Here is a 23601-nt window from a genome sequence, read left to right on the forward strand (position 1 = left end):
CGGCAGGAGAGGACAGGGGGAAGCTACAGATTCCATCCGGGTATTTTACGCAAATCCCCATCCCAGATCTGCACCGTGCTCTGCACCGGAACGTTGTCCGGGGAAGAGGCGGTACGAATAAAGCAGGAGTCGATCCCCACCGCCGTTGCGCCGGCAATATCGGTACGCTGATCGTTGCCAATCATGATCGCCGAGCTTAAGTCCGCGCCATAGGTCTGTGTCAAATAGCGGTAGAACAGCGGATCAGGCTTGCTTATCCCGGCCTCCGACGAAATCGCCACGCCATCGAACAAGTGGAGAATACCCAGCATGGTCAGCTCTGCCTCGATGAAGGTTTTCTGTCCGTTGGAGAGCAGAAATACCTTTTTGCCGCCGGATCTCAAGCGCTTCAGTATCTCTTCAACTCCGTCATACAGGGAAATCCGAATCATGGACAAGGTCCGCAGCCATCTTACCGTCTCATGCAGCCAGGCTTGTCCAGGGTTGCCTCCCAGTTCAAGGGCTACTGACCGGAAGACCTCTTCCATCACAAAATCAGGGAACTCGCAGTGCTGCGCGGCGGCAGCAAGCTGACGGTCCCGTTCCAGAAGAAAACGCCTCTGCAATTCATCCCCGGTAATGCTCAAGCCCTGATAACCAAAATGAAGCGCTAGGCGCTCCCACACCTCGGGCCGCTCCTCATCTGTCTCAATGTCGATCAGCGTGCCATACAGATCAAAAATATACGTCTGATACATCCTTTATCCTCCCATCCCTTGCTTCTATTTCACTATAATGAACTGAGCAGCGGTCCAGCCTACCCTTCCAGCGCTTCGCGCATGGCAGACTCACGGCCCAGCGTCACTCTATTCTTGCCGGTGGCCTTGGACAGATATAATGCATCGTCCGCCTGGCGGTACAGCTCCTCGAAGGTTACATCGCTGCGCTCCGTGAACGCAATGCCAATGCTGACGGTAAGCTGGATGCTATACCTGTCGTCCAAACGGACCACATGCCCGCCCATGGTAGCCCGGAAGCTCTCCGCCTCCTTCAGCGCCGCACTCTCGCTGCCTGCGAAAAAGCACACAGCAAACTCTTCACCGCCGATTCTGCCGGCGATCCCGTTATTTTGGTAAACCTTAAGTATTTTTTGGGAGAAATCAACCAGCGCCTGATCGCCGGCCATATGTCCATATGTATCGTTAATCAATTTGAAATCGTCTATGTCGAACAAGAGCAGCGCGATGCCCGCGCCATCCTGCACGGTATATTGCTGCACCAAACGCATGAAATGCCTGCGGTTATACAGCCCGGTCAGATCATCGACGGTAGCCTGCAGCAGCAGCTCGCGCTCATACCGCTTCTTCTCGCTGAGGTCACTAAGCACAATCAGCATACCGGCAGTATTCGCATTAATCCCTTCAATCGTAATCAGCGAAACGCCGTACCAGGCGTCTTCCCGGCCGGGCGCATCAATCTCGAACTTCCCTTCCATCCTTCGCGCGTAATGCCCGGCAATGTCCTCACAGCGGTTCAGCAGCAGATGGATGCTCCTGCCCATCCACGTACCGGACTTCTGCTCAGGCTCCTCCCCAAGCAGCACGGATAACATGGACTCTGCAGCCGCGTTCACATCAATGATGTTGTCATAGCGGTCGGTCAGCACGATGCCGTCTTTCATATTTTCAAAGATTTTATTCTTAGCCAGCGGATAGAGCGCAAGCCGCGGATCACGGAACAGGGAGAGATACCCGGCAACAATCGGCGGCAGATATGTAAATGCCGTGAAACCTGTAATCGTAATTTTCAGGAGTGGAAGCAGAAAAACAGAAACCACCGGAATCAGCAGCCCCGCCAGCAGCATCAGGTTCCGCCGGAAGTAATACTTGGGTGCATTAAGCAAAGAAATCGCCAGCAAATAGACAGCATACACGCCAAAAAGCTGGTCATACGCAATGAGAAGCATACTGAGGACTGTCGGCTGAACAACAATCCCGCTGACCCCTGCCACTGTAGCGACCCCAATCTCACTCCGCATCAGGTGATGATAAGAATCGGTATAGATCAGCAGAACATCAAGCGCCACCGGAATGCAAAAGAGAGCAAGCCTCCTGGCTAGCCCTTCCGAAGAACGGGACACATACTCTCTGATCACCGCATACGTAAAGATCGTACTCAAAAAGAGCGGAGCCTGCTGCAGATTTTTCCACCAAAGCTTGCCCTGGAACGAAACCGATAAAATTTCTCCGGCCGTAGCCGCGAATATTGCGCTGACCAGCAGCATTAGAATCCATAAATAGCGTCTTCCTGGTGTTGTGCGATGCTTGAATGAACTGACGCCCATGTAGAGACTTAGAACACTGCCCATTAGTAGATAATACGGGTAACCCTGCATCCACGGCATGTCATATTTCCCCTATTTTTCATGATAGCTTTGCCTTATTATATCTCACTCCTTCATACAAATGAATCTTTCTCCCAAAAAAATACTATTGTCCTGAGAACGGGCGTTTGAGCAAAAAAAGAGGACCACCCATCCGCCATCTGCATGGCTGTGGAGTAATCCTCTGTACGGTTCAAACCGTTATTTCTTCTGGGCCAGCCGTTGTTTGAACTTGTCAACACGGCCACCAGTTTCGGTTTCTCTTTGTTTACCGGTATAGAACGGGTGGGATGCGGAACTGGAGTCCACACGGATCACAGGGTAAGTGTTGCCGTCTTCCCATTCCATCGTTTCATTAGACGATCTCGTGGACGAGCTCAGGAATTTGAACCCTACGCTGGCATCCAGAAAAATCACCTGATTGAACTTTGGGTGTATGCCTTCTTTCATTGCCGTAGCCTCCTTTCCGCACATATTCAATCTATATGCTAATCTGAAGCGGTCTCTTGGTCTATTGGAGAATTTACGTTAGACAAAGGGAATTATGTAAATCATTGGATTTACACGCCACAACATTATACGTGATGCCATCCAAGGAGTCAACTACTGATACTAATCCCCGCCGATGTTAATCCCAGGGCGATCGTTTACAGATTTTTTTGAACCCCTGTACTCAAAGTTTCAAGAAATAATGACTTCGGAAGCATTCACCTATTTGCCAGGTAACTGAGTGGAGTATCCCCTCTTCACCCAATTTTACTCCAATAACGTCCAATAACGGCATTTCTGCTGTTATTTCTGGGCGCACCTCCCAATCTCGCTCCAACAACGGCATTTCTGCCGTTATTACCAGGCGCACCTCCCAATCTTGCTCCAACAACGGCATTTCTGCCGTTATTTCCAGGTGTACCACCCAATCTCGCTCCAACAACGGTATTTCTGCCGTTACTACCGGGCGCACCACACAATCTTGCCCCAACAACGGCATTTCTGCTGTTATTTCCGGGAGTATCTCCCAATCTTGCTCCAACAACGGCATTTCTGCTGTTATTTCCAGGTGTACCACCCAATCTCGCTCCAACAACGGCATTTCTGCCGTTATTTCCAGGCGAAGCACCTGCTTACGGTTCCCCTTGTTTCACCTATTTTTAGTTCTTTTTCGTAAGCGACAGCCCTGATTAATCTATCGGCCGCTGCATATAGAGGAGCTCGTTGCCGAGCCGGAAGCCCGCCCGTTCCAGCCAGCCTCGCATCAGGCTGTCGGAAGAAGGGACATGCACCGCACTCAGGCTGACCCCGCTCCCGCTGAAGCGAAATACCCTGTTGAGCAGCAGATGAAGAAGCTCCCCGGCATGCGGCAAGCCATCTCGCAGCTTGCCAGGGTAGAGCTGAATGCCGCTAAGCTGTCCCGTCCCGGAATATACCCGCCGGAACTGGACATACCCGGCAGCGATACCGTCCTGCTCGGCAATCAGGCAGCGTCCATCCTTGAGACTCTGCCAGTGGGTCTGCCAAGGGCCGGAGTAATCGTAGAACGGCAGCTCCGCGGCCTCCGCCGCAGCGCACTCGCGAATCTGCAGGCCGGCGTCCGCAAATTCAGCCGCCCGGGGAACGGACAGCTCTCCCTCCAGGGAGTAGAGCTGGGTGGTTCCTTGTCCGCGGTACCCGTATTTTTCATACAAGGCAATCGCGTTCTTGTTCTGCACAAAGGCTTCAAGTGTCGCTATCCGCGCACCAGCCACCTTATATCTTCTTATATTCTCTTCCAGCAAACGCCCGCCTATTCCTTGACCCCGGTAGGCCGGAAGTACGGCAGTGCCTCCGTTCCAAGCCATTTTCACCCCATTCACTATGCGGTATCCATTCAGTGTGAAGCCTACTGCCTGCTCGCCCGCATAGAGCATGACCGATTCCTCCGGCTGCAGATCCTCCCGGTAGAAACGGCCGAGAAAGGTACGGTAATCCATTTGCATATTGGCGTAGTAATCCTCAAAGCCCGAATTCCAGGCCGTGAGGGCAGCTTGCAACGGAATTTCATTCAATGTTCTGAAAGTAACCATTACAGCGACTTCACCATCCCGCCATCAATCAGCAGCGACTGGCCGGTGATATAGGTGTTGGCAAAAGAGCCGAGGAATACGGCGGCTTTACCGAACTCCTCGGGAGTGCCGGTCCTTCCGATTGGAATCTGAAGCAGCGCTTCCTGCTCAATCTCCTCCCGGGAGATGCCCTGAGCCTCCACCCGCTTACTGTCTAGTTGCAAAATCCGGTCCGTGCCGATGCGCCCGGGCGCAAGCGAATTGATCAGAATGCCCTCCGGCGCAAGCTCAGTCGCAAGAGTCTTGAACAGCGCGCTCACGCCGGCCCGGAAGACGTTCGAGAGGATCAGCCCGCGTATCGGCTGCTTGATGGAGACCGAGCTAACGCCCACAACGCGCCCGCCGCCCTCTGCACGCAGGTAAGGCAGCGCCTCACGGATCATGCGGACCGTGCCCATCAGCGTAAGCTCATAGCCGCCTTGCCAGTCGGCATCGGCCATATCCTCGAAGCCTCCGCCTGGAGGCCCGCCGGCATTCGTGACCAGCACGTCCAGCCCGCCGCCGTATTCGGCCGCAGCCGCAATTGCCCGCCGGATATCCTCCGGGCGGGTCACATCCATCTCCGCCACGGCAACCTCCTGACCGGTTGCCTCTGCGATCGTCCGCCGGGCGGCCTCAAGCTGCGCCAGGCTCCGGCTGGCAATAGTCACCTTCGCCCCTTCGCGCGCGAACTCCAGCGCGGTGGCGAGACCCAATCCCTTGCTTGCCGCTGCAACAAATACCGACTTGCCTGTAAGACCTAAATCCATTCTCTCCGCCTCCTTGTTCCGATAATCGTATTATTCGCTTGTTCGGTCAGTCCAGCGCAGCATCCTGCTTCAGCCAGTCCAGCAGATCACGTTGATTCTCCGGCAGCACGCCATGGCCTGAAGGATAGGTGCGGAAGGTCAGCCGGGAGGTCAGACCTTTGAAATAAGCCGCTGTCTCCTGGCCGATCCTTATCGGAAAGACAGAGTCGTGTTCACCGTGGGAGATGAACAAGGAGACTTGCTCCATATTCTTGATCGCATATTCCGTCTTCACAAATTCGGGGACGTAGCCGTTCAGCGCGACGATGCCTTTGATCGCATCGCCCATTGAAAGCCCCAGCGACATCGAAAGAATCGCGCCCTGACTGAAGCCCAGCAAGTAACGCCGGCCAGGGTCAATCGGGTATCGTTCTGAAGCATACTGGGCAAACTGCTCCAGCTTCTCTACCGCATGATCGAACTGCTCCCGGAGAGGGTTGCCGATACTCTTCAGCTCGTAGTATTGATAACCGGTCCCGACGCTAAGGTCACCGCGTATACCGATCAATATGAATTCGCCGGAGAGCGGCCCGGCAAGCGAGAGCATATCGCGCTCATCGGAGCCTTTGCCGTGCAGCAGGAAGACTACCGGATACTTCTCCCCCTCCTGATAACCCGCTGGCAGACTTATTTCATATTCATAGGGTGCATTCATCGTCTAACACTCCTCCATTTGTATTTGTACTGCTAAGTATATCAAAAAAATAAAGGCGATGAGCCGCCAGCACGCTCATCGCCATCTATACTACACATCATATTCCAGTTGCTTCTTGGCCTGGACAATAAAATCGAACGGATTCTCAATCGTCTCTGCATCATATTGCATGGCGCCGATTTTTAGCCCCAGGTTCACTTTGTATTTGTTCGAGAAGTCCGTATCATTTAATTCCTGCAGCTTCAGCTTTATCCGTTCAATGACAATCTTGGCCCCTTCACGGTCCGTGAACAGCAGCAGGCCCCAGGTGGCGTCCTCCTTGTCCAGCAAATACAGCGCATCATTGGTACGGATGCTGGATTGGCTGAGCTGGGACACATCGTAGATTGCCTCGGACAACTGCTCCCCGGGGATTAACCGGCGAATTTCATTCCAATACTTCACCTTGATCACAAGCAGGGTCAGCGGAATTTGATACCGGGTTGAGATGCCGGTGAACAGATTGGCATCCTTCTGGAACGAAATGCTGTTCCTCAGATCGGTATTCTCGTCAACGGCGGCGAGATTGGCTGCTCTTTTCTCCAGCCGCTCGTTCTCGGCCTGCAGCTCCCGGATGCTCGCAGTGAAAACCCACAGCACCACAGTAAGCAGCGGAGTCATAATCAGCCAGAAATACGTGCCAACGCCAATTGTATCTCCCTGAGATACCGTCTGGTAGAGAATAAAGGAGCCATAGCCGAAGATAAAGGCAAGGTTCAGCACCAATCCTGCAGTTACCGTTGTGAAGTAAGTGACCAGGGCCAGCAGAAACGCAATATTCAAAATAACAATGTTCTGGATGTAATGATCCGGCGAGCCTGCTATATACACGATACATATGAATATCAGTACCAGAAAGACCAGAAAGCCGAGATCGGAAAACAGGCTGCTGCGGTTACGTTTCACGCTTATCACCACGTTTCTTCAGATGTTTGCGAAGCAGCAGAAGCAGCGCCACAATCACCAGCGTGACTGCAAGCACGACCGCTGCCACGAACCCGAGCACATCGCTGCGGTCCGTGATCTGCGCGATAACAGATTCCTTCGCCGCTCCGGTAATGGTTTTGAAGCGGTAGGCGCTGACGTTGCCATCCTTGTCAGCGATTACGCCGTCTCCGTATACCCGCCATTTGTCCTTCTCACTGGCAATCAGCTTGGAGACCAGATAAACCTCCTCCGGGCTGACGCCTGTCACCGCAAGCAGGCCCCGCCCGCTCTCATACGGCGACACCACAAGCTGCAAGGTGCCGATTTCCGCACCGTACCGCTCTTCAATGCTCATCTTCTCATTGGAGACGATTGTGCTTCCGTCCTTGCTGTACCGGAAATACAGCTTATCATTATTGTCGCGGATCACCTTGTTGTTCGCATAAGACCCGATGGCAATAATATTATCGTCCTTCAGAGTAGCGGCTTCAACGGCATCCGTGTAATATTTAACCTCTCCTGTGTTGCCGCCGGCATATTGGCCGAGCAGGTTGAACACATTGGCCATACTCTGATAGGTATAGCTATCCATCTTCTGCGGCAGCACTACAGCCACATGATTGTAGATTCCATCCCGCAGGAACGGATACGGATAATTGTTGAACAGCAGGTCCGTACGGTCCTTGGTGTTCAGATGCATCTCTGTTTCCTTGCTGATATAAGCCCAAGGCATTTGCTCTGTATTCGGAGTACACACAGCACTCAGCATCTCCAGATCAAATGCCACCTTCACCGAGAAGTTGCCGGAGATGTTCAAGCTTTTCGGGATCACCAGATTCAGGGTGTCGCCATTAGCCAGCTCCTTCGACAGCTTCTTGCTGCCAATCGGCGTGTCGCCAACGCTCACCGTCACCAACGAACGGTTAAAATCAAGATTTTCCGCATAGCGGAAGTTCAAGCTGATTTTACCGGAATCCGCAATCGAGCGGTTGGACGGCAAAGCCACAAAATATGTCTGCTCCTGATGATTCGGGCCGGTCAGCTTGTCCCCGGTTTCGGTTAACGTGATGTTGGAGCTGATGGCAAGCGATGGGGAGGCCACCTCAGTAGCATCATCGACGGCCTTCGTATCACTGCTGATCTGGCTTACCAGTTGGGTGTTCTGCATTAGCCGTCCGGCCTTGATCAACAGACTTTCCTCCTTGGAGGTTACGACCAGTGTAGGCTGGCTATCCTTGTTGACCAACTGGATCAAGGCATGGGTACCCAGATCGACGGAGGAATCGAGCAGGCTTCCCAGCTCGCTTGGCAAGTGGTCAGCCATCGCCACCATCACCACAAGCCCTTTATCCTTAACAGCTTCTTCACTGTAAGGCAGCAGGGGCAGTGTCTTGTCATTTATCGTATTGGACTTGGCGAAGCCCGATAAGGTGTAGGTCGCCGCTTCCAGCTCTGCACCGCTGGCATTATCCGGTACGGTCAAGAGGCTGCTGCCGCTTTTGATGTTATCCATGCCGGAGAACCGTGCACTGAAATCACTGATGCCGCCGGTCAGAGCCTTAGGAGTGTAGGCCACCTCAACACTGGAGGTATTATACAGATGCAGCCAGTTCTCTGGCGTATTGTCCACATAACAGACCTGATTATCTGAATTGGCCGTCCGTAGGTACCCCTGAATGCCCAGCGTGTTAACCCCTTTCTTAAGGAAGCCCTTCGGCGCTGGAATTGTCAGGCTCTGCTCCCCGTTATTTTCACGGGAGGGCCTGAAGGAGTAGAACGGGCTGCCGTTCAGCGACAGCGTCACACTGGAAATCCGGTCTTCGTTAATTTGTGAAACCTGAAAATGCAGATTAACCTTCAGGCTGTCCACATTCCAATAGTCCATAACTGTAAAAGACTGCTGCTGCGAGCTTGACCCCTTAAGCAAATTATCGCTGCCACTAAAGAAAGTTTCGTAGGTTAGCCTTCCGTCCCCGGGAACCGCAGCTAGGGCGGACGCCGCCTGGAGCGGGATCAGGAAAAGGGAGAGGCATAGCACCCATATCATCATCTGTTTTTTGTTCATATTCTGTCTCCTGTGTCGCTGATTTCGTTTCAGTAGCGTTCGGTTTTGTACCATTTGGCTTCCCGTTTAAAAATAACGTCCTTGAGGTAGTTATATAAGCCGTAAGCGGCAACGACCATCCATAGCTGGCAGTACGATACATACATGAGCATGATGATCCACAGATTGGACAGACTCATCTCGCCCTTCTCCGTCGTCAGCGTAACGAAGATGCCTACAACGAATAGAATAATCGCGAGCAGCCACAAAAAGCCGCTGAGTGAAGCAATCGTCGTATGCACATAACCCATTGCATGAAGCACCAGCAGTAAATCAGAAGTTACCAATGAGATCAATAGCAGGAAGTAGATGGAAAGATAATATAGTATATCAAAGCGGATTTTAGCCGCTGACTTGTTGAATAATAGCGGGATGTTCTTCACGATCACATAGATATTCCCCTTAGCCCAGCGGGTGCGCTGCTTGAACCAGACCTTCACCGTCTGCGGCTCCTGCTCCCAGGTTACGGATTTCGGCTGGAACTTGATCCGGTAGCCCATCATGTAAATGCGGAAGCTGATCTCCGTATCCTCGGCTATCGCCTTGACGTCCCAGCCGCCGATGCTCTCCACAATGGATCTGCGCATAATGAAGTTGGTCCCGGGAATCGTGCACAGCTTGAACAGCTTCCAGCGCCCTGCCTGGGCCATCCATTGAAATGACAGGGTCTCAATGTTGATGAATCGGGTGAGCAGGCTCGCATCGCGGTTGCGGGTGCGGAATTTGCCGATGACTGCGCCAAGCGTGGAATCCTGCATGATCTCGGCCACCAGGTACTTCAGCGCGGGTCTCTCCGGTGTATTGTCCGCATCGTAGATCGCGATCAGTTCACCTTTGCTGCGGGCGAAGCCGATGTTTAGCGCATTTGATTTTCCTTTGCCGCCTATGACAGAGTCCGTATTGATAATAATGAGATTGCGCTGCGGAAAGCGGCGTTGAATATTCCCCAGCAGTACGGCGCTGTTATCGGAGGAATTGTCGTTAATCACAATGATCTCGTACCGGTCGTGCGGGTAATCGAGGTCCAGCAGGGACTCGACGGTCTTGCTGATGACGACGCCCTCATTATGCGCAGGAACCATGATCGTCACGAAGGGATATTCGCCCTTAATTTCCGGCACAGCTTCTCTTTCGGTCTTCATGTAATACAGATAGCCCGCAATAATCAGAGCCACATTCACCAGCAGCAGGGACCAGATGCAGATCACCGCAATTACCATCAGCACGTCCGAGATCGTCATGTTCCTTCTCCTAACACGAATTTTCGTTACTTCAAATATTTCTTCCGGTACAGCCTGTAACCGAACAACAACAAGACAGCCAGAAGCAGCAGTGCAACAATAATCACCACGATAAAAAATTTATTCTGCACACTGAACAGCTTCGTGAAGCTTTGGAACTGCTTTTCCTTATAGCTATAATCGCTGCTTACAGCTTCCGGGGTATAATCGACATTCAATTCCTTGCCGTTGACCTTAATCACCCCGTCCGAAGAGAGCACGGTGTTCGTGTCTGTAACCACCTTATGGGCTTCCTGCTTATAATCGGCAAAAGCAATCCACTCCTGATCCAGACTCTGCAGCAGCTTCTGCAGCCCTTCTTCACTGTCCGGAAAATCATAGGTGACCGCGATATCCATCGGCAGCTCCGGCGTCGATTTGGAGCTGTGCCCCAGCCTCTGCAAGAATTCCGGTGGCAGACTGTATATGGAAGAGGGGAACGCCTTGGATACATTCGTCCGATCCATATATCTCGCCGCTACATCAGGATACAGCACCGCCGAATCAAAGAAGCTCATCCCCCGCCCTGCATATTCCTTGTCATAGGTCCAGTAGCTTTCCGCACCGACACCCAGCGGAGCCAGACCGTTATTAATCAGAACATTGATAAAACCGTTCATTTTATCGTGCAGCGTATGATCGTTGCTGTTAATAGGAGGTCTAACCGCAGGCACGTTGACAAGGATGCTGCCGTTGCGGGATTGCACAATTTTCAGCGCCTCCAGATAACGTTTCATTGCCGGAAAGTCCGTGTTGCCGAACACTGGCTGAACACTGGCTATGAACGGAATACCGTTCTGGTACAACTGATCCGCCGCCTTCTCCAGAAGCTCCAGATTGGAGAACGGGTAAATCTCTTTCAGCAGCAGATAGGTATGGGGCGTTTCCGGATAAGCAAGCCAGTCCTTCAGCACATAAGCCATCGCGACTGCACTTGCGTCTCCTTGCTTCAAATAAGGCGCATACGTGTATTGTCCACCGCTTACTGCATAAGGCACCTCGCGGTCACCGTTTTGAAATGTCAGACTGCCGTATGACCGTGCCGCCTTGCTTGCCGCAATATAGGGCATTTCCTCTACCTGCAGATATGTACCGGAGAACCCGCCCACCGAGAGCGCCACGCTCCCTTCAGACCACACAGCCGTAGTAAGGTGCATTTCCTGCTTCATGCGGCCCGGGATGCTGTATCCTGTATACAGCAGCTTGCCCCGAAAGCTCTCTACATCCTGTAGATAATCTTCGTTTGTAATGGACAGATCCGCCTTGTTAATAACTGTAATGACTCTGGAGTAGGAATCCAGGGTTCCTTTCTCATACTCATCCAGACTCAACACCGTAACCTTGGTGCTGTAGGCTGCCAGCAGCCGCTGAAGCTCTGCCACATTGCCTTCCCGCGCAGTTCCCTTCGCCAAGCTGTCGTATAGCAGCAGGACATGCTGAGGGGCAGCAGCGGAATGTGCCGGAGCAGGAAGCAGCAGCGCCGCCATGAGCAGCAGCACAATAATCAACCCTCCACGCTTCACACGCTCACGCCCTTTCCGGCTCCAGGATTCGCAGGGAGAGCAGGAGCGGCCCGTTTCGCTGTCGGAAGCTTTCTCCGGGCGCGGAATCCACGGCTGATTACACCGGCCAGAACCAGGAATGACACCAGGTCAAAGGATTGTGTGAACAGAAATTCATGCTTGGCTATATCGGCATCGCCCGCCCCGATGATGGAGACGAAGATCCCGGACAGACCGACGAGCATGGTTGCCACGATCAGCATTAATCTTTGCATGGAGCGGAAATTCCGCGCCTTGACCGCCGCCACGAAGGACGGCATATAGATTCCCGTGATCACCGCCATCCAGAGGAGGATGAAACCGAATGTCCGCGGGGCCAGCTTTTCTTTTAGAACACTGTATAGGGTGAAAAAATGGCTCTGCGCCCGGAATTCTTTTCCCACCGATTTCTCGTAATTCCCCATAGCGGCAGGCTTGATGGTATATGCGCTCTTGGCCGCAGTGTTCAGAATAGAGCCCATCTGATCGGGATGGGTCAGATAATATTTCAGAATCGACACAAACCCGTACCGGCTGTAGAAATCCTTCTCCAGAACATCCGATTTCACATCAACGGTTCCGTATTGGTCGTAATACGTATTTTCCTTCAGAATGGCGTATTGTTCATTGATTCCGAATGACTTCAGGGCCGTCTCCGGATTCTCCGATTCCATCAGCACCCCGCGGGTCATCGCATGATATTGGTTGATATTCACAAATTCCTTGGAAATGTTCAAATAGGTTGCTATTCCGGCGAGCATCATAAGAGCAATAGCAGCAGCCGTAAGGTAACGAAACACACGGTCTTTACGAATCCAGATAAGTGAAACGGCAAACACAGAAATAACCATGCCCACCGGAGCATTTTGTTGCTTGGAGGTAGTCAGGATGAGGGTGCTGATCAGAAAAAGAGCCAGCATAACATAATCGTTATATCTTTTGCGGTATAGCAGCAGCCACGAGGCGAATACGAAGATCATCATGATCATCACCACGCTCTCGCTGAAAAAGGAGTTGAAATAAGCGGTATAACCCGTATCCCCGAAAATAAAAATAGCAATCACCGCAACTATCATTCCCCGCTTGCGGGACATTGTGTATGTAACAGCTTCGATCAATAAGTAGACGGCAGCCACATATAAAATCATATAAATGGCCGCTTGAAAACGGATATCGAAGACCTCTTTGCTGAATACCAGCTTATTGACCACGATGGCCAGCTTGATAAACAGCGATTGGGAGGATACCAGCATCGAGCTATTCTCGTTATAGTATTGATAGATTCCAAACTGCTTCACGAAATAGCCGAAATACCTGCTGTCGTAATCCGGCAAGTTGAAGTACAGACCATTGCTGTAGATAATACGAAAAAAGTCGCCGTTGTCCGCCATCCCCACATAAGGAGCCGTAAACAAAGCGAACGCCGTAATCAATAATACTCCTAAGGCTGCTATCGAAGCGGGCGATACCCGGAGGCCAGTAAGCATGACAGGCTTGCGCGGTGCGGTTTGTAATGTGTTGTCTTCAATCATGCGGGTTCACCCTTCACTGCTTTCGGTTTGGAGTTAATAGGAATAGGCTAATAGAGCCATAAGGTTGTCAAAAGAGTAGGCCTGTCCGGTATCCGTATTTCCGAACCCGCCGTACAGCGGACTTCCGGCATCCGTAACCCGGAATTCATTCATCCGTTCAATGCCCGCCTGATAGAGAGCGTCGTCGCCGACCTCCGCACCAATCATGGCCGCAAGGGCGTAAATCGCCGTGGAACGGATATCATTCAGCGGTTTCCCGTCACGGCTATATTGCCCGTACAGCGTTCCCGCCGCAACCTGCTCCTTGATATAGCGGATGCTCGCCGGCTTCTCCCGGTCAATCTCGGCCAAATGCAGAATGGAGAGCAGTGATTCCACCGTATTAATCCCCTCTGAGCCATAGGTCCCGGTATCATAATTGAATCTAGTCTCATAGAACGGGAATGCATCCGTCAAATATCCCTCTTCGAGAATTCCATCCATATTATGCAATAATATACCGCGCTTTTCTATAGGAATCGCTAAATTTCGCAGAACACTCAGATCAATATAACATAAAGTCATAAACTTGTTAGTATTTTTGTAAACATCGTCATAAAAATCATACATATATCCATCTTTTACATTATTGTCATAGAATCGCTGTCCGTACTTATCAGCCTCTGCGGTGTAGGCGGGTTCCTTAAAAGCTTGTCCGGCCTCATACAAGGCTCCGATCAGACGCAAGTCATCCACTGCCGCGTTCACAGCATATTGCTTCTGCAGCTTGGGACTGTAACGGTAGCTGAAGCCGCCGTCCCTATCAAAGGTTTGCTTCGCCAGAGCCCACCGGGCGGCAAATTGCTCCTTGTTGCCTTCAAGCACAGCCGTTCTCATCAGGAGCGAGGCCGATTCGCTAAGGACCTCATGACCGCTCGCAGCTTCGCCCGATTCGTCTGTTTCCAGCAGATTCGTATACACGCCATAGGGGCCCGTAAGCTGCTTATTTATAAAAGCGTACAGTTCTTGCTGCTCTTTCCGGTTATGGGTGCCCCGGTCAGATGCTGGCGCAGGGGATACAGCCGTGATATCGGCAGTTGCGGCGGAAGGCTCCGGCGCAGATTCAAAATTGCCGCAGGAGGTCAATATGAGTAGAGACAGTACACAAGCGGTCAATGAGCTGAATTTATTTCCCAATCCATCACGTCCTTCAGGATAAGGTTGTTTTGTTGCCTGTACTATTATAACGGTAATATTTATCACAAATTTAACTATATTTCAACTCCCCTGAAAGCAATAAAGCTGCCCATGAGGTCTTATACGACCCGGGCAGCTCTATTGCTTATTGGTATGGATATAATGACCGGTTATCCTTTGATCTGCCGGTAAGTCTCCTCATCCGATATGATGTATAACCGGGCATCCTTGGGGATGGGCTGACCCAGCTTGCGGTTGATGCCCAGATCGCCGCGGTCGGACAGCAGGGTTGCTCCCCGGAGCAGCAGCGCCTGAAAGGCATCACCGTAGGTATGCCAGGCAGCATCCCGGGGGATTTCATAGATGTCGTCCCCATGCTGCCGGCTAAGCAGCTGGGTAATCACCTCGGAATTCCCCTCCTGCAGCGCCGACCTTACGGCAAGCCTTGAGATCGCATCGTGCGAAAGCACGAACTCGTTCACATTAACATGGTGGAAATTCTGAATGTTCTTCTCCTGCATAATTTCCACTGTGGTATGTACCTGGGGAGCAATCCGGTCAAGGCTGGAGGCGATCAGCAAGGTTTTGCCATCCGTCAGCGAGGCTTCATCAATCCGGGTATCCCCGAATACGATGGCTGCTCTGGCTGTTTGAATTTTCGCCTTCAGCAGAACGTCGTCGCTTGAAGCGTCGCCGCTGATGAAGTGAACCTGCTCCATCTGCTCCAGCGGATGCTGCCCGCTCTCATCAATGATCACAATCCGGCAGTCCGGCGCATAGCTGAGAATCTCGTCAACGGCAGCCTGTGTTTTGCGGTTCCAATTAATCACTACAACATGATCTTTCCCGTGAAAGCTCAAGGTCCCGGCTCCTCTCCTTCTTTGCAGCTCACCCATTGCATCAATAATCTTCCCGATAACCAAGCTGAGCAGGCCAATGCCGAAAATGTACAGGAATATGGTAAATAGCTTACCGATTACTGTTTTGGCAAAAAAATCTCCATACCCAACCGTGGCCATCGTAGTCATCACCCAGTAGAAGGCATTGAACCAATTTTGGAAGGTACCCGGTTCCAGCGTAAACGCGATAGTTGCGCTCAGAACAATAAAGCTCAGGATAATCAGTCCGATGGACCGTTTCCTTAGACGCATCAATTTGGTAGAGATTCTGAGTAGGAAATGCATCGGCTTAAATGATCAGACTGCTGACGGCGAAGGCTGTTCCGATGAACACCATGCAGAGCATAGTGCCAACGGCGGTATTTCCCTGCTTCAAATGATCGGAAATTTTGAATCCCGGTGTGAACAGCTCAAAGATCCAGTAAGCGGCGATCAGGCAGACATAGCCTACCGCGAACCAGAGCATCATGAACCAAATCGAAGTATTCGTATACGCTGCTACGCCAAGGATAATCGCCGTGGCCAGGAATTTGCCGCCAAGCGCCAGGGCTACGGCCACATTGCCCTTCTTCAGCTCCTCCATGTCCTTGAACGGAGTCATCAGGGTGAACACAAACATTCCAAGCACTTGAAGCAGAATAATCGTTAATACACTGACTACTAAATTAATAACTATCGTCATTTCGCCCACCCCCGAAATTTTGCATAGGCCGAATCATAATCGGCGAAATCATGCACTTCCTCCAGCACCACAGAGGCCTTCTTTTGTTTCTCCAAAGCCTTGTAGCGGTTATCGTCGATCGGCTGCTTGATCCGGTTGCCGGAAGGCAGCTCAATTACAGCAAAATTTCTGGTTTTGTTCTTGTATTTGGTCTTATACACCCCAACCAGATCCACATCGGTAGTGATCGACACCTTCAGGTTCTTCAGATCGAATATAGCCGACTTCTGATCGCCATAGGATTTGATCGTAGACCAGGAAGACAGCCGGATATCGTTCTTCTGATCGGCATCCGTCACAAGCTCGGCATCCATGAACTGCAACGTCCATATCTTGTCACCGGTAGCATAATTGCCGTCATTCGGAAGCATCTCATTGTCCGGCAATACCGTCATGTCGCTGCCGATCAGATCGCCCACCGTGCCCTCTACTATCCGGTAATCCCACGGCACACGTGATACGCTGTCCGTCGTCTCGGTATCTGTATGAAACACACTATTGCTATTGCCGGAGCACGCGCTGAGCAGCAGCACTGCCATCAGAAGCATGCTGAGCACGGCCCCCGTCCGGGCCAGCCTGCGGCCTCCAGTCCGGCGTTCTCTACCCTTGTTCATCTTCAACCCCCCTCACTCCTAGCGCAATAAAATGACTGGCATTGCCTGTAATCGGTCCGCCTGCCCGGCCCAGAAGCCCGCAGGGCTTGCCGTTGATTACGAACATGCCGGTCAGCAAATGAAGCTCCCCTTCCGCTGTCTGTATGCGGGCCATTTCGGCTCTCTTCTGGTATACCGTAGGAAACAGTACGCTGCTGTCAAAACCATCCTCGTCTTCAATTTCCAGCGACCCGCTGTCGTCGAAGATCCGCACCGAGCCTCCTTCGCGGCCGAAGACGGATTTGGAGACAAAACCGCCGGAGAATACCGGCTTATTATAGGTCGGCAAAATATAGCTCGATATGGCTTGGCGCTCCTCTTCATTGTAGAGCAGACCCAGCTCATACATCCCCCATACTACCGCTACCAGCCCCTTGGACTGCAGCAGAATACTGTGCGGACCGTTGAATAACTGCAGCTTCCCGGTCTCAATGGCATAGGCGAGCGCCTCACCGCCATCGTCCACAGCCATCCACTCCTTGGGGTAAAGGGCGAACATCCGCTGGATCACCCGGTTCTCTCCGTCCATAACGGTTCCTTCGTCGATCCACAGATCGAGACAGTCCACGCAGCGGATATCCAGACCGCTGTGCGCCACCAGCGCCTCAATGGTCCCGGAGTCCTCCATATGCGAACCATAGGCGACACAAGCCGCCGTATCCGGCCGCTCGATAGCCCACGCAGCGGCGAGTTGGTCCTTCATTGCGGTATTCCGGCTGGCAATTCCGGCCTGCTCGCAGATCCACGGCGTAGCGATGGAGGCTTCTACATAGCCGGTTGGCGTATCCGCATTCAGCTCCAGCAGCTTAATGGTCCCGTCGCCGGCTACAGCAAAATCAAATCTCGCGTAGCGGCTGATCAGCCCCTGCTCCGGCATTGGCGTTTCGTCCAGCATCTCCCAGAGTACGGGCGGGATTCCAAGCAGCTCATACAAGTCATGCCGCTGATGAACATAGCGGACTGCCTTGTCGAGAATAGACCAGAGCTTGCTTGACGCTTCCTCCAGCTCCTTGTAGGTCTCGCCGCGCATCACGGCAATCGCATCCATCCAGTATTCCTCGTCCTCCAGGTCGGCCCAGGTAAAGCCCAGCTCATGCAGCCTCGCTACCCGTGGCGCCCGTTCCAGCCCCGACTGATCCAGAAACTCAAATACGCTGTCTGCTGGGATCATCCGCCAAAACCGCTTTTACTGGAGCTGCTTCTGCCGGAGCTTGATCTCGATATCGAGCCTGATTTGCTGCCCTTGCTTGAGCTGGTGGACGAGCTCAGCCCGCTGGATTTGCCCCCTACTCCACCCGCTTTGGATGAAGTATTTCTTCTGGTGATGGAACCGGTGGATGAGGTTGAGGTCCGCGGCTTCACCACTGAGCCTGCCACCGGCTTGTTCTGGAAGCTGCCGCTGTTGTAGCTTGGCGCCTTGTAAGTCTTCTTCGTGCCACCATAGTAGGTCCGGTGATCACTATACCAGCCTCTCGAAGAATAGTTCGAGCCGCTGTTAAACAACATGTGGTACAGCAGCAGATCATCCCAGCCAAAGCCGGAATTATAGCCGCCGTAATTGTTGATCACTGTCGTCCCGCCCGAAGTCGTCGCCCCTTGGTCTTCCTGAACAACCTCTGCGGCACTCTCTTCCGGGTAGGGAATGTTCCAGTCTACATTTTTGTCGAAATAAGCTTTGACCTCTTCGGTAGACCAGGATACCAGCGTCGGCTCCTCTGCGGAGCCGGTTGCGCTCACGCCCCCCGGAACGAATAAAGCATTGGCCAGCAGGGCAATGCCGAGCGAGGTGGACAATACCCGGATCGGCTTGCCTTCAGGGGTGAATAGCTTTGACACGACGGGTTCTTTCGCCTGTTCATCTTTTTCCAACTTGAGACTCTCCTTTCCTGACATTTAACCTTCGACGCGCATCGGGACGAGCAGAAGCTCCAGCTTCCCTTCGTCCACATTCAGCCGTCCTTCAACCGCTTCGAACTCACGGCCGCCGACTACAATATAATTGACATGCTCCAGGGCAGTAATCATATTCATGCTCCAAGTGCGTTCCTCAATGATACGCAGATCGCCTTCCGGCATTTTTTCAAACAGGATGACACTCATTCCATTATCCACTTATTACACATCCTTCCTGATCACTATTATGCTTCTGATACGCTGTCAGCACCATTTCGTTTCACCCTGTCACACGTAAGCGATGAGATTTGGGCGGCTGGAAGCTTTTTCACAACAACCCTAGCAAATTATACCTTGGAATACATTAGCAGATAAAGAAAAAAAGCCGATTTCCGTTATTTCGGAGTCGGCTGACTGATTTTTTATTAAAATTTTTCATATTAGGGTACTGGTCGTAACTGCGGGGAATGTTTGGACTTCCGGCCGCTGTTGTCTGCAGATTTCTTGATTTTAACCGCTCTCCGCGGTAGAAATCCGCAGACAAAGGCGGTCGCTATCGCTCCTCCAGTTCCAAACTTCCCCTCCGCACTCCTACCTTTTTATGTTCAACTTCTATAAATATTCACTTCGCTTCCGGTGCTGCGGCAGCGGAGGCCGCACTCTCCTTCGTTCTGGAGAGGAAGATATTCAGGATGATCGCTGTAAGTGATCCCGAGACAATCCCGTTCTGCAGCAGCATTCTGGCGAACTCCGGGAGCTGGTCGAACATCGAGGGCAGTACAGCCGCGCCTAGGCCTACGGCGATGCTGCACGCGGCGATCAGCAGATTGCCGTCCTTGCGCAGATCCACCTCGGAAAGAATCGACATCCCGGAGGCTGCGACTGAGCCGAACATTACAATCATGGCACCGCCAAGCACCGCATTAGGCACCACCGTCGTGAGTGCCGCGAGCTTCGGCAGCAGCCCCAGCACAACCATAATTCCTCCTGCCGCAAAAATAACATTCCGCGTCTTTACACGGGTCAGCGACAGTAGCCCTACATTCTGGGAGAATGCTGTATAAGGAAAAGCGTTGAACAATCCGCCCAGCATAATGGCGAGGCCTTCGGAGCGCAGGCCATTAACGATTTGCTTTTGCTCAACCTTCTGGTCCGTTGCTTTGCCTACTGCAAAATATACGCCGGTGGATTCCACCATCGAGACAATATTGACGATAATCATCGTAACGATTGCCGTAATGCTGAATTCAGGCCACCCGAAATAGAAGGGCTTGGCAATACTGACCCAGGAGGCGCTGCCTACGCTGGAGAAGTGAACCAGACCCATTGCATAGCCGATAGCCGTTCCGACCACCAAGCCGACCAGTACAGAGACAGAACGCAGAAATCCAGTGGCCAGGCGGTTGACGGCCAGGATAACGAGCAGCGTAATCAGGGCCAGCAGCAGATTGCGGGGTGCTCCGAAATCGGCGCTGCCCTGTCCGCCGGCCACATTATTCATTGCTACCGGAATGAGCGACAGTCCGATGATGGTTACTACAGAGCCGGTCACCACTGTAGGGAAGAACTTCAGCAGCTTCCCGTAGACCGGGGCTGCCAGAACAACAAATAGACCTGATATAATGATTGCGCCGTACGCCGTTGCCAGGTTCGACCCCGAAGCAATGGCAATAATCGGACTCACCGCAGTAAAGGTACAGCCCAGAACGACCGGCAGTCCGCTGCCGAAATGCTTGCTGCTCATAATCTGCAGCAGGGTCGCCAGCCCGCAGGTGAATAAATCCGCCGCGATGAGGTAGGCCATTTGTGCACCGCTCAGATTCAGCGCGCCCCCCACAACGAGAGGCACAATCACAGCCCCTGCGTACATTGCCAGCACATGCTGGAGCCCTAAAGCGAAGACTTTCTTTTTGCTTAACATCCCGCACTCTCCTTGGTCATTTCTTCTGTATTGGTATTGTCAATGAAATGGACTTCCCCCGGCGCCATCGAAGAGATCCGTGCCAGAGCATGCACAGCAATCCCTCTCTTCTCCAGCAGGCCGCGTCCCTCCTGAAAGCTTTTCTCGATCACACAGCCCACACCCAGCAGCTCCGCCCCCGATTCCTCTACAATATCCGCAAGTCCAACAAGCGCGGCCCCAGTAGCCAGAAAATCATCAACAATCAGCACTTTATCCCCGGGTCCGAGATATTTCTGCGAAATGCTGATCGTGTAATCCTCTTGACGGGTGAAAGAATGAACCGGCGCCGAATATACCTTTTCCGACTGTGTAACGGCTTTCTTTTTCTTCGCGTAGATGAACGGGACGCCCAGCGCAATACCCGCAGCCATGGCGAACTGAATTCCGCTGGCCTCGACGGTCAGCACCTTGGTGATCGGCTGATGCCCGAAGATCCGCCCAAATTCCTCTCCGATTTGCAGCGCAAGCTGCGTGTCCACCTGATGGTTCAGGAACGAGTCCACCTTCAGCACCGTATCCGATAGAATCAAACCTTCCTGCCTAATGCGTTCCTCTAACACTTTCATAATGCGAATGATCTCTCCTTTTTTTGTAAAAAAAAGACAGACCCCTTGAGCGTTTCTCTCAAGTGAATCTGTCCTTCCAGGGCATTGCAAAAGAGCCCCAGATGCGCTATTTCACTCATAGTCGGACAATTACAGTGGTTATCCGGTAGAAACTTATGGGCCCTATTCCCAAGATTATATGAGTAGATATGAATGTTCTGTTTGAAACCTTTGTATATCTTACACGCTCTGCCCACTCCATACAAGCAAAATTTTAAGTGTTTCATACAGTTTCCGAATTTTTCATGAAAACATCTCCGCTCCGGGTGACTGTCCGTTTAGGCAGATGCGGGTTTACGGGTCAGCAGCGCCTTTATCCCTCACGCTTTGAGCCATAGCGCATTAATGGTAAGGAAACCTAATTTGAGAGGAACGATGCGGGTGTCTAATCTTAAAGCAAAGGACCGGATAGTCGTCATTATTCAAAAAGGATCGCGGCGGATCATTACCCGCACACCGCTGGCAGGCGTAGACCGGCTGGTGTTCGTCATCAACAACCAATATACGAATGCGGCCAACACTACACAAATCGCCAGCGGGGCCGGCCGAAGCAGCGCCAGCGGCAGCAATGCTGCTATTGCATCACCCTATACCCGCCAACAGCAGAGCGTTGGCGCAGGGGGAGACGCTGCGAACCTGGGAAGCGGAGGCAAGGGACAACGCAGAAGTAAGACGCACCTCCCTCTCCTCTATCCACGCGGCAAAGAAGTGGTGGTTGTGATCAACAACCAGACCGTCAAGCTTCCAAGGGGCAGCAAAAGCTCCTCGGCAACGCAGATCGGCAGCGGCGGCGGAACCTACAGCACGGGCGGAACCAACTCAGCCATCGACAGCCCCGCCACAAGACAGCAGCATGCAGTCGGCGGCGGTGCAGGCGGTCATGCCCTGAACAAAGCCTCCGCCAAGCGGCGTCGGGATAGCAGATATTCCGGGCAGAAGCGGCAGATCACCCGCCGGTAAGTGAATGCCCATGCAAAAACCGCAAGTCTCCCTTATGGGAAGCTTGCGGTTTTTGTTGTTCGCAGCGCCGGATGCCTGGCCAGGAATGGGCCGCATATCCGGTTGTGCTTAAGCCCGGAGCTATCCGCCGCCCTTAAGCGTATAACCTGCCGCCCTTGACCTTACTCCGGGAGGCCTCCAGCCGGAGCCGGATGTGCAGCGATATATTCGAGCGCATTATAGATCATTTCAGCAGCTTCGGCGCGGGTGATGCCGGCAGCCGGATGAAATTTGCCGGCGCTGTCCAGACTGGCGATTCGCAGTGCCAATGCCCGCTGGATGGAGCCGTCATAGCCGTTAGTGAACTCGGCGCTGTCGGCAATGTCCACCGGCATGATTTTGATCATCGGAAGATTGCTGGTCTTCTCAATGGTCAGAATCAGCCAATGGGTGAATTCCTCGCGGGTCCAGTTCTTTGCAGGGTCCAGATCAGCAGGCAGATCCATAGCATTATTCGCGGCAATAATCAGCGCATTTGCATACCAGGCATCATTGCTTGCTTTGACGAAATAGTCCTTAGCCAGTGGTGCTTTGACGAAACGGATTGTGTCCAGGTTAAGTCCGAACGCATTGACGAACATTTGGATACCCTGGGCTGCAGTAACGGGGGCATTAGGCATGAATTGAGCAGCACTTACACCGTGAAGCACACCCTTCTGCTGGAGCGCCACGATTTTATCTCTGGCAGGCGTGCCGGAGAGATCCTGAAAAGCAGCCGCAGCCGCAAAGCTTTGTCCGGCAAAGGTTAGCGCCAGCAGTGCTGCCGCCGATAAAGTCAGCCAATTGAATTTAGTTTTTTTCATTTCTCCTCACCTCTTCCCTTCAGACGAATAACCTGACCAAAGGTTGCAGCAGAGCTGCCTATACTTGGAGACGAGTTTCGCAGATTACGCCTGCACATCTTCCATCTTCTTGTTGTTCAGCACATTGTCTTCCAGCACAGCGAATTTGTCGCCATATTCCTTGATGATATGCCGCTCTCCCCATGCACACAGTGAATCCAGAATCGACTGCAGCGTCCGCCCGTAATCGCTTAGCTCATATTCTACCTTCGGCGGCACCTGGTTATAGCTGATCCGGTTCACAATACCGTCCTGCTCCAGCTCTCTTAGCTGCTGAATCAGCATCTTTTGCGTAATAGCCGGCATGAGGCGCTTCAAATCGCTTGTCCGCAGCTTGCCGTGTGTCAGATGGCAGAGGATGACACACTTCCACTTGCCCCCAATCACCTCCAGCGTAGCTTCGACTGATATATTATATTTCTTAGCCATCGTTGCTCCTCCTCTTATAGTTACTTTTTAGTAACTATATAACTAAAAAGTACGTACTACCCATAATCGCCTCAGTAATTCATAATAGCACTTA

At 52.4% G+C, this 23601-nt stretch carries 24 protein-coding genes and 1 riboswitch; of the genes, 1 reads left to right on the forward strand and 23 read right to left on the reverse strand.

Features of this window, described 5'->3' with window-relative positions:
• Window positions 1-23: 23 nt before the first annotated feature.
• From AC0LWN_RS12510 to AC0LWN_RS12610, 21 genes are all read right to left on the reverse strand, one after another.
• Entirely contained in the window at window positions 24-737 is a 714-nt protein-coding gene (locus AC0LWN_RS12510; RefSeq protein ID WP_474665699.1) for an HAD family hydrolase, read from the reverse strand.
• Window positions 738-796: 59 nt separating this feature from the next.
• Window positions 797-2383, reverse strand: coding sequence for a histidine kinase N-terminal 7TM domain-containing diguanylate cyclase (locus AC0LWN_RS12515; RefSeq protein ID WP_474665701.1), 1587 nt, complete (start codon window positions 2381-2383; stop codon window positions 797-799).
• Window positions 2384-2563: 180 nt separating this feature from the next.
• Window positions 2564-2812: a type B 50S ribosomal protein L31 gene (locus AC0LWN_RS12520; protein WP_458965130.1), complete on the reverse strand. Its 249-nt coding sequence runs from the start codon at window positions 2810-2812 to the stop codon at window positions 2564-2566.
• Between the two features lie 223 nt (window positions 2813-3035).
• Window positions 3036-3479 (reverse strand): hypothetical protein, encoded by a 444-nt coding sequence (locus AC0LWN_RS12525; protein ID WP_474665703.1) that lies wholly within the window; start codon window positions 3477-3479, stop codon window positions 3036-3038.
• A 61-nt stretch (window positions 3480-3540) separates the two neighbouring features.
• Complete coding sequence (locus tag AC0LWN_RS12530; protein ID WP_474665705.1) at window positions 3541-4422, reverse strand: GNAT family N-acetyltransferase; 882 nt, start codon at window positions 4420-4422, stop codon at window positions 3541-3543.
• Window positions 4422-5210: an SDR family oxidoreductase gene (locus AC0LWN_RS12535; protein ID WP_474665707.1), complete on the reverse strand. Its 789-nt coding sequence runs from the start codon at window positions 5208-5210 to the stop codon at window positions 4422-4424. The genes AC0LWN_RS12530 and AC0LWN_RS12535 overlap by 1 nt, the downstream gene beginning before the upstream one ends.
• Before the next feature lie 46 nt (window positions 5211-5256).
• The gene (locus AC0LWN_RS12540) at window positions 5257-5904 is read right to left on the reverse strand and encodes an alpha/beta hydrolase (protein WP_474665709.1); all 648 of its coding nucleotides are present in this window, start codon (window positions 5902-5904) and stop codon (window positions 5257-5259) included.
• A 90-nt stretch (window positions 5905-5994) separates the two neighbouring features.
• Window positions 5995-6849: a diguanylate cyclase domain-containing protein gene (locus AC0LWN_RS12545; RefSeq protein WP_474665711.1), complete on the reverse strand. Its 855-nt coding sequence runs from the start codon at window positions 6847-6849 to the stop codon at window positions 5995-5997.
• Window positions 6839-8935, reverse strand: a complete 2097-nt coding sequence (locus AC0LWN_RS12550) for a cellulose biosynthesis cyclic di-GMP-binding regulatory protein BcsB (RefSeq protein ID WP_474665713.1) — start codon at window positions 8933-8935, stop codon at window positions 6839-6841. Before AC0LWN_RS12550 ends, AC0LWN_RS12545 begins: the two co-directional genes overlap by 11 nt.
• 29 nt (window positions 8936-8964) lie before the next feature.
• On the reverse strand, window positions 8965-10215 hold the full coding sequence (locus AC0LWN_RS12555; RefSeq protein ID WP_474665716.1) for a glycosyltransferase family 2 protein: 1251 nt from the start codon (window positions 10213-10215) through the stop codon (window positions 8965-8967).
• Between the two features lie 26 nt (window positions 10216-10241).
• Window positions 10242-11777: a hypothetical protein gene (locus AC0LWN_RS12560; protein WP_474665718.1), complete on the reverse strand. Its 1536-nt coding sequence runs from the start codon at window positions 11775-11777 to the stop codon at window positions 10242-10244.
• Window positions 11774-13327 carry a glycan biosynthesis hexose transferase WsfD gene (gene wsfD, locus AC0LWN_RS12565; protein ID WP_474665720.1) on the reverse strand — a complete coding sequence of 518 codons (1554 nt, stop codon included), beginning with the start codon at window positions 13325-13327 and terminating at the stop codon, window positions 11774-11776. Before wsfD ends, AC0LWN_RS12560 begins: the two co-directional genes overlap by 4 nt.
• A gap of 33 nt (window positions 13328-13360) precedes the next feature.
• Window positions 13361-14503, reverse strand: coding sequence for a hypothetical protein (locus AC0LWN_RS12570; RefSeq protein WP_474665722.1), 1143 nt, complete (start codon window positions 14501-14503; stop codon window positions 13361-13363).
• Between the two features lie 170 nt (window positions 14504-14673).
• Entirely contained in the window at window positions 14674-15654 is a 981-nt protein-coding gene (locus AC0LWN_RS12575; protein WP_474666070.1) for a potassium channel family protein, read from the reverse strand.
• A gap of 37 nt (window positions 15655-15691) precedes the next feature.
• On the reverse strand, window positions 15692-16084 hold the full coding sequence (locus tag AC0LWN_RS12580; RefSeq protein WP_474665724.1) for a DUF350 domain-containing protein: 393 nt from the start codon (window positions 16082-16084) through the stop codon (window positions 15692-15694).
• Window positions 16081-16737, reverse strand: coding sequence for a signal peptide protein (locus tag AC0LWN_RS12585; RefSeq protein ID WP_474665726.1), 657 nt, complete (start codon window positions 16735-16737; stop codon window positions 16081-16083). Before AC0LWN_RS12585 ends, AC0LWN_RS12580 begins: the two co-directional genes overlap by 4 nt.
• Window positions 16724-17947, reverse strand: coding sequence for a glutathionylspermidine synthase family protein (locus tag AC0LWN_RS12590; RefSeq protein ID WP_474665728.1), 1224 nt, complete (start codon window positions 17945-17947; stop codon window positions 16724-16726). Before AC0LWN_RS12590 ends, AC0LWN_RS12585 begins: the two co-directional genes overlap by 14 nt.
• Window positions 17944-18645 carry a hypothetical protein gene (locus AC0LWN_RS12595; RefSeq protein WP_474665730.1) on the reverse strand — a complete coding sequence of 234 codons (702 nt, stop codon included), beginning with the start codon at window positions 18643-18645 and terminating at the stop codon, window positions 17944-17946. Before AC0LWN_RS12595 ends, AC0LWN_RS12590 begins: the two co-directional genes overlap by 4 nt.
• 24 nt (window positions 18646-18669) lie before the next feature.
• Window positions 18670-18876, reverse strand: coding sequence for a hypothetical protein (locus tag AC0LWN_RS12600; protein WP_474666072.1), 207 nt, complete (start codon window positions 18874-18876; stop codon window positions 18670-18672).
• 415 nt (window positions 18877-19291) lie between these two features.
• On the reverse strand, window positions 19292-20590 hold the full coding sequence (locus AC0LWN_RS12605) for a nucleobase:cation symporter-2 family protein (protein WP_474665732.1): 1299 nt from the start codon (window positions 20588-20590) through the stop codon (window positions 19292-19294).
• A complete protein-coding gene (locus AC0LWN_RS12610) occupies window positions 20584-21198 on the reverse strand; it encodes a xanthine phosphoribosyltransferase (RefSeq protein ID WP_474665734.1) in 615 nt (204 codons plus the stop codon). Before AC0LWN_RS12610 ends, AC0LWN_RS12605 begins: the two co-directional genes overlap by 7 nt.
• A 98-nt stretch (window positions 21199-21296) precedes the next feature.
• Window positions 21297-21400: riboswitch (purine riboswitch) on the reverse strand.
• 212 nt (window positions 21401-21612) lie between these two features.
• On the opposite strand from AC0LWN_RS12610, the gene AC0LWN_RS12615 reads away from it, so the two are divergent.
• Window positions 21613-22197 (forward strand): hypothetical protein, encoded by a 585-nt coding sequence (locus AC0LWN_RS12615; RefSeq protein ID WP_474666074.1) that lies wholly within the window; start codon window positions 21613-21615, stop codon window positions 22195-22197.
• Between the two features lie 161 nt (window positions 22198-22358).
• Here AC0LWN_RS12615 and AC0LWN_RS12620 read toward each other — a convergent pair whose 3' ends face one another.
• Both AC0LWN_RS12620 and AC0LWN_RS12625 read right to left on the reverse strand, forming a co-directional pair.
• Window positions 22359-23039, reverse strand: a complete 681-nt coding sequence (locus tag AC0LWN_RS12620) for an S-layer homology domain-containing protein (RefSeq protein ID WP_474665736.1) — start codon at window positions 23037-23039, stop codon at window positions 22359-22361.
• Between the two features lie 84 nt (window positions 23040-23123).
• Window positions 23124-23507 (reverse strand): winged helix-turn-helix transcriptional regulator, encoded by a 384-nt coding sequence (locus AC0LWN_RS12625; protein ID WP_458965111.1) that lies wholly within the window; start codon window positions 23505-23507, stop codon window positions 23124-23126.
• Window positions 23508-23601 lie beyond the last annotated feature (94 nt).

Source organism: Paenibacillus sp. sgz302115, assembly GCF_056120445.1.

Coding starts and splice junctions, on each gene's coding strand:
- AC0LWN_RS12510 (WP_474665699.1), bottom strand. CDS start 737: ATGTATCAGACGTATATTTTTGATCTGTATGGCACGCTGATCGACATT.
- AC0LWN_RS12515 (WP_474665701.1), bottom strand. CDS start 2,383: ATGCCGTGGATGCAGGGTTACCCGTATTATCTACTAATGGGCAGTGTT.
- AC0LWN_RS12520 (WP_458965130.1), bottom strand. CDS start 2,812: ATGAAAGAAGGCATACACCCAAAGTTCAATCAGGTGATTTTTCTGGAT.
- AC0LWN_RS12530 (WP_474665705.1), bottom strand. CDS start 4,422: ATGGTTACTTTCAGAACATTGAATGAAATTCCGTTGCAAGCTGCCCTC.
- AC0LWN_RS12535 (WP_474665707.1), bottom strand. CDS start 5,210: ATGGATTTAGGTCTTACAGGCAAGTCGGTATTTGTTGCAGCGGCAAGC.
- AC0LWN_RS12540 (WP_474665709.1), bottom strand. CDS start 5,904: ATGAATGCACCCTATGAATATGAAATAAGTCTGCCAGCGGGTTATCAG.
- AC0LWN_RS12550 (WP_474665713.1), bottom strand. CDS start 8,935: ATGAACAAAAAACAGATGATGATATGGGTGCTATGCCTCTCCCTTTTC.
- AC0LWN_RS12555 (WP_474665716.1), bottom strand. CDS start 10,215: ATGACGATCTCGGACGTGCTGATGGTAATTGCGGTGATCTGCATCTGG.
- wsfD (WP_474665720.1), bottom strand. CDS start 13,327: ATGATTGAAGACAACACATTACAAACCGCACCGCGCAAGCCTGTCATG.
- AC0LWN_RS12575 (WP_474666070.1), bottom strand. CDS start 15,654: ATGCGTCTAAGGAAACGGTCCATCGGACTGATTATCCTGAGCTTTATT.
- AC0LWN_RS12580 (WP_474665724.1), bottom strand. CDS start 16,084: ATGACGATAGTTATTAATTTAGTAGTCAGTGTATTAACGATTATTCTG.
- AC0LWN_RS12585 (WP_474665726.1), bottom strand. CDS start 16,737: ATGAACAAGGGTAGAGAACGCCGGACTGGAGGCCGCAGGCTGGCCCGG.
- AC0LWN_RS12590 (WP_474665728.1), bottom strand. CDS start 17,947: ATGATCCCAGCAGACAGCGTATTTGAGTTTCTGGATCAGTCGGGGCTG.
- AC0LWN_RS12600 (WP_474666072.1), bottom strand. CDS start 18,876: ATGAGTGTCATCCTGTTTGAAAAAATGCCGGAAGGCGATCTGCGTATC.
- AC0LWN_RS12605 (WP_474665732.1), bottom strand. CDS start 20,590: ATGTTAAGCAAAAAGAAAGTCTTCGCTTTAGGGCTCCAGCATGTGCTG.
- AC0LWN_RS12610 (WP_474665734.1), bottom strand. CDS start 21,198: ATGAAAGTGTTAGAGGAACGCATTAGGCAGGAAGGTTTGATTCTATCG.
- AC0LWN_RS12615 (WP_474666074.1), top strand. CDS start 21,613: ATGCGGGTGTCTAATCTTAAAGCAAAGGACCGGATAGTCGTCATTATT.
- AC0LWN_RS12620 (WP_474665736.1), bottom strand. CDS start 23,039: ATGAAAAAAACTAAATTCAATTGGCTGACTTTATCGGCGGCAGCACTG.
- AC0LWN_RS12625 (WP_458965111.1), bottom strand. CDS start 23,507: ATGGCTAAGAAATATAATATATCAGTCGAAGCTACGCTGGAGGTGATT.